The organism is Hyalangium sp., assembly GCF_045802625.1.
Taxonomy (GTDB): domain Bacteria; phylum Myxococcota; class Myxococcia; order Myxococcales; family Myxococcaceae; genus Hyalangium.
On record NZ_JBJMQP010000199.1, the window covers coordinates 1 to 9,602 of the forward strand.

The following is a 9,602-nucleotide window of genomic DNA, read 5'->3' on the forward strand; positions in this document are numbered from 1 at the left end:
CCGCCTACCGTCAACAGCCTCATCGCCCAGCCCACCGAGGTCGCCTCCGGTGGCACCGTGACGCTCATGCTCGAGGCCTCCGACCCGGAGGGCAATGAGCTCACCTATACCTGGAAGCAGGAGCCCGCCTCGCCCGCAGGCGCCTTCTCCTCTACGCGCTCGCCCGTGTGGACCGCGCCCCAGGTCACCACCGACACGTTCTTCGTCCTCGGTGTCACCGTCGCCGATGGCAAGGGCGGCACCGACAGCGGCTCCGTCACCGTGAAGGTGCTCGCCCCTGCTCCCGCCAACCATGCCCCCGTCCTCGGTGCCGGGCCCACCGCCTCGCCGGACTCCGTGGCGAGCGCCTCGCCCGTCGAGCTCTCCGTCACCGCGACGGATGCCGACGATGACGTGCTCACCTATGCGTGGACGCAGGAGCCCGCCTCGCCCGCCGGCACCTTCAACGACGCCTCCTCCCGCACGCCCACCTGGGTGGCCCCCACCGTCACCAGCACTCAGCACTTCAACCTCCGCGTCACCGTCTCCGACGGCAAGGGCGGCTCCGTGCAGGGGGGAATCGCCGTCACGGTGAATCCGGCCACTCCCGCCAACGCGTCCCCCGTCATCAGCGAGGGCCCCACCGCTTCGCCCGCCTCGCTCAAGAGCCTGGAGCAGACGCAGCTCTCCGTCACCGCCACCGACGCGGAGAATGACTCGCTCACCTATACGTGGATGCAGGAGCCCGCCTCGCCCGCCGGCACCTTCAGCAATGACGCCGCGCGCCTGACGAAGTGGACGGCGCCCACCGTGGGCAGCACCCGCAGCTTCACCCTCAAGGCCGTCATCTCCGATGGCCACGGCGGCAGCGTGCAGGGCCAGGTGGACGTCACCGTAGCGCCCCTGCCCACCAACCATGCGCCCGTCGTCACCGAGGGCCCGTCCGCCACCCCCGTGTCCCTCCAGAGCGCGCAGCAGACGCAGCTGAGCGTCACCGCCTCGGACGAGGACGGCGACACGCTCACCTACGCGTGGACGCAGGACCCGGCCTCGCCGGCGGGCACCTTCAGCGAGGCCTCGGCCCGCACGCCCACCTGGACGGCGCCCACCGTGAGCAGCGCGCGGTCCTTCCTCCTCAAGGTCACGATCTCCGATGGCCGGGGCGGCTCCATCCAGGGCCAGGTACAGGTGGATGTGGCGCCCCCTCCGCCCCCCAACCATGCGCCCGTCATCAGCGCGGGCCCGGCCGCCTCGCCCGAGTCGGTGGTGGGCCCATCGCCCGTGCAGCTGGGGGTCACCGCCACGGATGAGGACGGAGACACGCTCACCTATGCGTGGACGCAGGAGCCCGCCTCGCCCGCGGGCTCCTTCAGCAGCGCCTCCGTGCGCGACCCCACCTGGACGGCGCCCACCGTGGCCAGCTCGCAGACCTTCACCCTCAAGGTGACCGTCTCGGATGGCAAGGGCGGCAGCGTGCAGGGCCAGGTGTCCGTCACCGTGGCGCCGCCCGTGCCCGCCAACCGCGCGCCCGCCATCACCGAGGGCCCCTCGGCCTCGCCTGGCTCGCTCAAGAGCACCGAGCAGACCCAGCTCGGTGTCACCGCCACGGACGAGGACGGGGACACGCTCACCTATACGTGGACGCAGGACCCGGCCTCGCCCGCGGGCTCCTTCAGCGACAGCGCCACGCGCACGCCCACCTGGACGGCGCCCACCGTGAGCACCTCGCAGACCTTCGTCCTCAAGGTGATTGTCTCCGACGGCCGGGGTGGCACCGCGCACGGCCAGGTGTCCGTCACCGTGGCGCCGCTCGTGCCGCCCAATCAGGCCCCCGCCATGACCGAGGGCCCGGCCGCCTCGCCGACGTCGCTCCAGAGTGGTGCCTCCACCCAGCTCAGCGTCACCGCCACGGATGCCGACGGAGACACGCTCACCTATGCGTGGACGCAGGAGCCCGCCTCGCCCGCGGGCTCCTTCAGTGACACCGCCGCGCGCACGCCCACGTGGAAGGCGCCCACGGTGAACAGCCCGCAGACGTTCACCCTCGTGGTGACCGTCTCCGATGGCAAGGGCGGCAGCGTGCAGGGCACGGTGGACGTCACCGTGAACCCCATTCCTCCCAACCGGGCCCCGACGATTACGGCGGGTCCCACGGCGTCTCCCTCTCCCGTGCCGGAGCAGCAATCCGTCTCCCTCTCCGTCACCGCCGCCGACGAGGACAATGACACGCTCACCTATGCCTGGGCGCAGGTGTCGCCCGCCTCTCCGCAGGGCGCCTTCAGCAGCACCTCCGTGCGCGACCCCACCTGGACGGCGCCGGATGTGAATGCCGACACCATCTACACCCTGCGCGTCACCATCACGGACGGCCAGGGCGGCAGCGTGCAGGGCACCGTGGACATCACCGTGCAGAAGGTGAACCGCGCCCCCAACGTGGGTGCCACCCTTTCCGCGCCCACCACGCTGCTGGCGGGGGACACCGGCACCTTCTCCATCACCGCGAGCGACCCGGATGGCGACACCCTCACCTACTCCTGGTCGCAGACGGCACCCGCCACCCAGGGCACCTTCGTGGGCGGCAGCACCGCGTCCAGTGCGCAGTGGTTCTCGCCGAGCATCGGCACGCAGACGTCCTTCACCCTCTCCGTGAGCGTCACGGATGGGCAGAGCACGCCGGTGGTCCGCACCGTCACCTTGCCCGTCACCGTCCCGCACTACGCCGCGGACATCCAGACCATCTGGAACGCGGTGCCCTGCACGGGCTGCCACGGGACGAGCGCAGGCCTCAGCCTCGCGGCGGCCAGCAGCTACACCAACCTGGTGAACGCCAACACCGTCAACGCCTTGTGCAGCACGCTCAAGCGCGTGTCGCCGGGGGACCCGGACAACTCGACGCTCGTGCGCAAGCTGGAGGGCACCACGTGCGGCAACCGCATGCCGCGCAACAACCCGACGCACTTCGACACGCGGCCGGGCCAGCTCATCCGCATCCGCTCCTGGATTCTCGGGGGCGCCAGCAACGATTGAGTGACACCGCGGGTTGAATCCCGCCGGGGACACACAAACCGGGGCCGGAAGCCGCTGAGCGATCAGGGGCTTCCGGCCTCGGTGTCTTCCGGAGCTCAGGGGGTGTAGACCATGGCTTCAACCATGATTTCTCGAGGCATGTCGTGCGGCGCGGCGAGACACGGGCGCGACTTGCAGGCGGCGGGACGATTACGCCAAACGATGAATGACCATTCGAGCTTCGCCATCCCAGGACAGGACGGCTGAATCGAATGCAGAGGGGACCGCGTGCGACTCGTAGACCTCCTTCTCCAAGAACACCATGGACTCGGTCGAGAACAAATATTGTTCCTGCGCCACTCAAACAACATGGTGGCCCGACTCTTACGGTGCGACGCAACCATAAGGGAGTACACGGCGATTCAACCTGTTGGGAACAGGTACGACTTCTTCCACCCAGACAAACCCCGAGCCGAGTACGTCGTGGCCATCGTCGAAGACCAGGTACATGCGGTCTACAGGGTGACAGGGGTCGAGAATGAAGGTCTCAATACCGCCATTGGTTCTCCGGAGTACCGGCGCTTCAATCAAGCGAGGTTCAGGCGCCCCGTTCGCTGTCGCCGGTATGCTTTGACCGAGGTCGAAAGCGGGTGTGTCGGCGTGCGCGTCTCTGGCTGGGACGGAAGCCGAACGCGCACCCCGGTGCAGCGCTCCGATGATGGTTTTTTCGATGAAATCGAGGTGAACGCCGAACCTGTACCGCAAGCGGCAGTGCCGAGTCCGGTTGCCGACTGGGAGTGGGCTGAGGGGACGCTGAAGATGCGGGCTCACCTGAGTAAGGAGAGGGCAGCGGGACTATCGGACGCGAAAAAGGCGCAGTTCATCCAGCAGCATGGCCGTCTCTTCTGTGAACGCTGCTCGGTGGACCCCGTGAAGGTCTATGGAATCAAGGCTGCCGAGGCCTGCATTGAGGTGCACCATCGGGCGACACAGGTCAGTCAGATGCGGCCCGGGCACAGGACGAGGCTCAGCGACCTCCAGTGCCTCTGTGCCAATTGCCATCGAATCACACACCGGCAACTACGCGGCGCAGGGTAGGCCTGCCGCGCGTCCTCGGGACCTGGCGCGGGGAGAGCCTCTGCCTCACCACCCACAGGTTCGCATGAGCCTACGGGAGCGCGTCCAGCTCGATGCGGACCTCTTCGGTCCGCTCCTTCAAATCCCGGCAGAGGGCCACGAGCTGCTGGCCCTTCCACCCGATGTCGTCCACGACCCAGAAAGTGCCTTCGCTCGCCGCCCGTTCCGCCACCTTGCGTCCGGCGGACAAGTCGTAGACCTTGATGATGGGCCTCTCCGCGAAGACCGTGGGAAAGGTGGCGAGATACCGGTTCGAGGGCGACTGCACCATCCCCGAGCCCAGCACCTCGAGCAGGGTCTTGCCCTCCGTGCTGTAGAGCTTCGCGCTGGTGGCGTCGCTCCCCGCGCTCCAGGTCAGCAGGATGCGATTGCCCACGGTCCACTCGACACGGGCGTTCGTCGAGGACACCACGACGGACTTGTCGGGGGTGATGCGGGTGAGCCGCCGCTTGCTGGCCGCCTCGTAGACCTCGATGTTCCGGACCCTGTCGTCACTGTGCACGAGCAGGGCGAAGTGTCCATCGGGCGAAAGAACGGATCCGGGGATTCCGGCGGCCTCCTTGGGGCGCGAGTTGGAAGTGGGCTCCGCGCCCGCATTGGAGGCGACCTCGGGCCCAGCGTCCTGCTCGCGCACTGGACCCTCCGAGGTCATGGGCCTGCTGCTCTCGACAAGCGGGGGCGTCCGAAGCTCCGTGGGGGGCTTGCGCTCCTCACACCCCCACAGCACCACCAACAATACGAGCCCTGTGCGCCACCTCCAGGCGTGCCCCATGGTCCTGCTCCTAGTAAACGACGCCGACGTAGAAGAGGAAGTCGGTCTGGTCGATGCCCGGCAAGGTCAGCTCGGCATAGTTCTCCTTCAACATGCCGCTCTTCTTCATCTTCGCCACTTCAGAGTCACTGTTCCCGCGCGCCCAGACGGGAAAGGCGCGGTTGGTCGCTGTTCCCAATGTGCGAGCGTAATAGTCGTCCTGGTTTTTGAAGGGGTCCAGGGCGGTTGGGCTGACCCAGTGGGTGGCCCCCCGGGTCGGATCGTTCTTCGCGGTCGCCTTGTCACTGAGCCGCTGCCGGGCGGCGTTCAGACTGGGCGCGAAGTTTTGCAGAAAGCTCAAGCGCTGGCCGTCCGTCAGGTTGTTCCAGCGCTGCAGCAGCGGGACATAATGGCTGATCTCCGCCTTGTTCTTTGGCTCGCGCATGACCCCCTTCGTGCGATTGAGCCAGGCGTAGGCGACCGCCAGTTTGGCGGCACGGTTCTTCGTTCCCGCTTCGTTGAAGATGATGTTGGCCAGGTTGAGCAAGTTCTGGCCATGTGCCTTGCCAAAGGACAGCTCGGTGAGGAGGGAGGAGTGCACGGCGCTGAGCTCCTCGAGCCGGCGGTTGAAGTCGCTCACCGCCTTTTCACTCCAGGCCCACTTCTTCTTCAGATACTCGGCCTTCCGCTGCTCGATGGCCTTCTGGTACTGCTTCATCTGCCCATCGAGCCACTTCAAGACGAGCGACTGGAAGTCATCCACGGGTTCCTCCCCCCCTTGCTCAGGGATGACCCGTAATCTAGCCCAGGAACTGGCCGCCTTCGCCCACCTCGTTGCGGAACTCCCCGGACTCACTCCACCATCAGCTCGGCCACCAGCTCGCTCGCGGCCATGCGGCGCACCGTCTCGGGCGAGAGCTGCTGCCAGCGCAAGGAGTACCCCTGGCTGCCGGCCGCCGGGGCCGGGAGATCGTCCCGCTGCAGTGCCAGGAACACCGGACCGAGCCCCTCGGGAACGCTCTCGAGCTTCGTGTCGAACGGACCTCGCTCGAGGAGGCGGCGGTAGAAGGCGAGCACCGTCTCATCGCTCGCGCGACGGTAAAGGAAGGCGCGCCCATCCCTCCCCCGCACGTACACCTGGGTCGTCCGGGCCGCGGCATGCAGGCAGGCCAGCTCCCACAGCGTCATCCGCGCGCCCGAGCCGAAGTACATCGTCAGGTCCGAGCCCAGGCTCTCGAGCGCCGTCTGATAGCGCGCGACGCTATGGAACGCGTGCGCGTCCGACGGCAGGTTCAGGTCGATCCACCGGATCCTCCGCTCGCGCAGGTCGACCAGCATCGGCACGGCCACCTTCGCATCGCCCTGCAAATCGAAACGCTGCTCCACGCTCCGCGCATCGAAGAGCTCACCGTCCGGTGAGGTGCGAAGCATGTACCCGGCGAACGCCTCGGGGAGCTGCTCGAACGGGATGCCGTTGAAGCTGAAGAGGATGGTGGCGAGGTAGCGCACCCCGGCGGCCTGGAGCCCCTGGATATCCAGGTCCACGAACTCGGAGGCCCCGAGCGGCGGGGGCGCGGAGGTCAGGTCCCCCGAGTGCACCGCCGCACGCGCGCCGTAGGACAGGCGCGTGTAGTCGCACTTGCCCTTGTGCTGCCACTCGGCGTCATAGAACGCGACGGACAGGTCCATGTCGACGCGCTGAGCCTCGGGCTGCATCCAGTGCACGAAGAGCCGCAGGAGCTGCCCCTCGGGGATGGGCAGCACGCTGCCGCGCGGGAGGGAGACCAGGGCCCGGGCCGCCGTCTGCTCCTGGAACGGCACGAGCAGATCCTCCAGCCCGGCGTCGAGCACGGCCGCTTCGAAAGCGGGGCGGGCCGCGGCCCGGCGCAGGAGCTCGCTCTCGAGCCGGCCCACCACCGGGGCGATGGCATCCGCGGGCAGCAGCGGGCGCGTGTCCGGGAGGACGTACGCACGCGACATCTCCCCGCGAGGGAAGAAGACCCGGCGCGGCAGCGGCGAGCCCCGGACGCGCAGGTGCGCGAGCACGGTGAGCAGCAACACGGGCGAGGTCTTCCCGAGCGCCGTGTCCAGGGTCTCGAGGAGCGGGCCGCTCAACCCGGGCTGTTCCTCGAAAATCCTCCGAGACAGGTGGTCCAGGCGGCGGATCAGCTCACCCGGGCGCTGGCCGAGGAGGCGCAACACGGTGTCGAGCTGCCCGAGCCGGAACCCCTCTTCCACGCGCCCACGCCAGGAGAGGAACCGCAGTCGCGGACCGTCGAGACGGACGTTCTCAGAATGACTCCTCGCGCCCCGGGCCAGGGACTTTCCGAGTGCGTCCTCCTGGCTCACCTCCGTGCGCCGGAGCACCGCGAACGCGAGCGCGGTGTTCGGATAGCGGGCGTGGTGCTCGAAGGGGTGCAGCCGCTCGCCCATCTTCTTCCAGAGGGACGGGTGGCGGAGCATGTCCTCGATGAGCAGGTGCGCCTCGAGCCGCTCGAGCGTCTCCAGCAGGCCCCGGCGCAGCGCACGCGACGGGGAGCGCAGCGGCTTCGGAGGCTTCAGCAGATCCGCGGCCCCGCCCATCCAGACACAGAGCACGCGCAGCACGTCCGTCGCGGTGCGCAGGTGGGGCGCCGCGGTGCGCAGCGTCTCCTCGGGCGAGCCGGAGAGCCGCAGCAGGGTGCCGAAGACGAGCGCCATCGTCTCCTTGACGGGGATGCGCTCGGGGATCCACGGCAGCACGCGGTGACGGAGCGTCTCGAGCAGCAGGAGCAGCTCGTCACGCTCCTTCGGTGCCAGCGGCGAGGTGCGCTCCAGCAGGCTCACCAGCAGCTCCCTCGTCGCGGCCTCGAGCTCCCGCCCCAGGTGGAGCAGCTTCAGCTTGGGACGCACCGCGGGCCGCATCACGGCCTGGGCCGTGTTCTCGGGCGGTGCCGGCCAGAAGAACGGCTCGCTCTGGGAGAGGCGGCGGTTGCAGATGGGACACGCGCTGGAGTTCGAGCCATCCCAACACCGCGAGCACACGAGGTGCCCGCAGGGGGAGACGGCCGCCACGCTTCCGGGGCTCTCGCACAGGAGGCAGGGTTGCTCGGGCTCCTGAATCAACCACGCGATCACGTGGCGGATGTGGAGCCACTGCGTGTCTTCCAGCGGCACCCCGCGCGGGAAGTCGGGGAACAGCGGCACGTGCGGCCGATGGGCGCCGAGCTCCTCCGCGAGGGTTGCCTCCAGCCACGAGCCCGTGGACTCGAGCACCTCGGGGGAAAGCGCGAGGAGCGCCTGCCTGAGCTCGCGTCCGAGGACGAAACCCAGCTCGAGCAACCGCGCCTCGAGGCGCTCCAGGGCGGGCGTCGTGGTGGGCGTACCCAGCGGGGCCACTTCCAGGAACACCTGGTGCTGCCGCCGGAGGAAGAGGGTCTTCACCGGGTTCACGGGGCACCCCTGGGGACGGAAAAGGACGGGGGGTGGAGAGCGGGCACGCTCTTTTTCGTTGGAGGAAAGTGAGAAGGAAGCGCGCCCAGGAAGCCACCCCCCACGCAAAGCGTAGCACGGAGCCCGCTGGCGGCCCTAATCTCTTCACAAACCCGTCGATACTCGATGACAGGATCGCGAACATGGCCTCCTCCAGCCACCAGCACCCCGCAGACAGCCACGACCTGATCCGCGTCCAGGGCGCCCGGCAGAACAACCTGAAGGACGTCAGCGTCGAGCTCCCCAAGCGGCGGCTGACTGTGTTCACCGGCGTCTCGGGATCGGGCAAGTCGTCGCTGGTGTTCGGCACCATCGCGGCGGAGTCGCAGCGGCTGATCAACGAGACCTACAGCGCGTTCGTGCAGGGATTCATGCCGACGCTGGCCCGGCCCGAGGTCGACGTACTGGAAGGGCTGACGACCGCGATCATCGTCGACCAGGAGCGGATGGGCGCCAACGCCCGCTCGACGGTCGGCACGGCCACCGACGCCAACGCGATGCTGCGGGTGCTGTTCAGCCGCCTCGGCAAGCCGCACATCGGCTCCTCCAACGCCTTCTCTTTCAACATCCCGTCGGTCCGCGGGGTCGGGCAGATCTCGATCGAGAAGGGAGCCGGCACGACCGAGAAGCGTGTCTTCACCCTCACCGGCGGCATGTGCCCGCGATGCGAGGGCATGGGCTCGGTCACCGACATCGACCTGTCCCAGCTGTACGACGACAGCAAGTCGCTCAACGAGGGCGCGCTCACGATCCCCGGCTACACGGCCGACGGCTGGCACGTGCGCATCTTCGGGGCCTCGGGCTTCCTCGACCCGGACAAGCCGATCCGCAAATACACCAAGAAGGAGCGTCACGACTTCCTCTACAAGGAGCCTACCAAGGTGAAGGTCGGGAACGTGAACCTCACCTACGAGGGCCTCGTCCCGCGGATCCAGAAATCCTTCCTGTCCAAGGACGTCGACGCGCTGCAGCCGCACCTCCGGGCGTTCGTGGAGCGCGCGGTCACTTTCACCACCTGTCCCGAGTGCGGCGGCACCCGGCTCAGCGAGGCCGCCCGGTCCTCCAAGATCAAGGGGATCAACATCGCCGACGCCTGCGCGATGCAGATCAACGATCTGGCCGAGTGGGTGCGCGGTCTGGACAAGCCGTCCGTCGCACCGTTGCTGGCGACGCTGCGGCAGACGCTCGACTCGTTCGTGGAGATCGGGCTGGGCTACCTCAGCCTCGACCGGCCGTCCGGCACGCTGTCGGGCGGTGA

5 protein-coding genes and 1 pseudogene are annotated in these 9,602 nt (G+C 68.3%); 3 read left to right on the forward strand and 3 right to left on the reverse strand.

Features of this window, described 5'->3' with window-relative positions:
- Positions 1 to 3,006: Ig-like domain-containing protein (locus ACJ8AT_RS33345; protein WP_407742000.1), on the forward strand; the 3,006-nt coding region annotated here is incomplete at its 5' end.
- A 462-nt stretch (positions 3,007 to 3,468) separates the two neighbouring features.
- Entirely contained in the window at positions 3,469 to 4,083 is a 615-nt protein-coding gene (locus ACJ8AT_RS33350) for a hypothetical protein (RefSeq protein ID WP_407742001.1), read from the forward strand.
- A 70-nt stretch (positions 4,084 to 4,153) separates the two neighbouring features.
- On the opposite strand, the gene ACJ8AT_RS33355 is transcribed toward ACJ8AT_RS33350, so the two are convergent.
- The 3 genes from ACJ8AT_RS33355 to ACJ8AT_RS33365 all read right to left on the reverse strand — a co-directional run bounded on the left by ACJ8AT_RS33355 (position 4,154) and on the right by ACJ8AT_RS33365 (position 8,305).
- The gene (locus ACJ8AT_RS33355; protein WP_407742002.1) at positions 4,154 to 4,774 is read right to left on the reverse strand and encodes a hypothetical protein; all 621 of its coding nucleotides are present in this window, start codon (positions 4,772 to 4,774) and stop codon (positions 4,154 to 4,156) included.
- A gap of 130 nt (positions 4,775 to 4,904) precedes the next feature.
- Positions 4,905 to 5,636, reverse strand: a complete 732-nt coding sequence (locus tag ACJ8AT_RS33360) for a hypothetical protein (RefSeq protein WP_407742003.1) — start codon at positions 5,634 to 5,636, stop codon at positions 4,905 to 4,907.
- Between the two features lie 89 nt (positions 5,637 to 5,725).
- Positions 5,726 to 8,305, reverse strand: coding sequence for an MXAN_6230/SCO0854 family RING domain-containing protein (locus ACJ8AT_RS33365; protein WP_407742005.1), 2,580 nt, complete (start codon positions 8,303 to 8,305; stop codon positions 5,726 to 5,728).
- A 182-nt stretch (positions 8,306 to 8,487) separates the two neighbouring features.
- Here ACJ8AT_RS33365 and ACJ8AT_RS33370 point away from each other — a divergent pair.
- Positions 8,488 to 9,602: pseudogene (locus ACJ8AT_RS33370) on the forward strand (excinuclease ABC subunit UvrA); the annotation flags it as partial.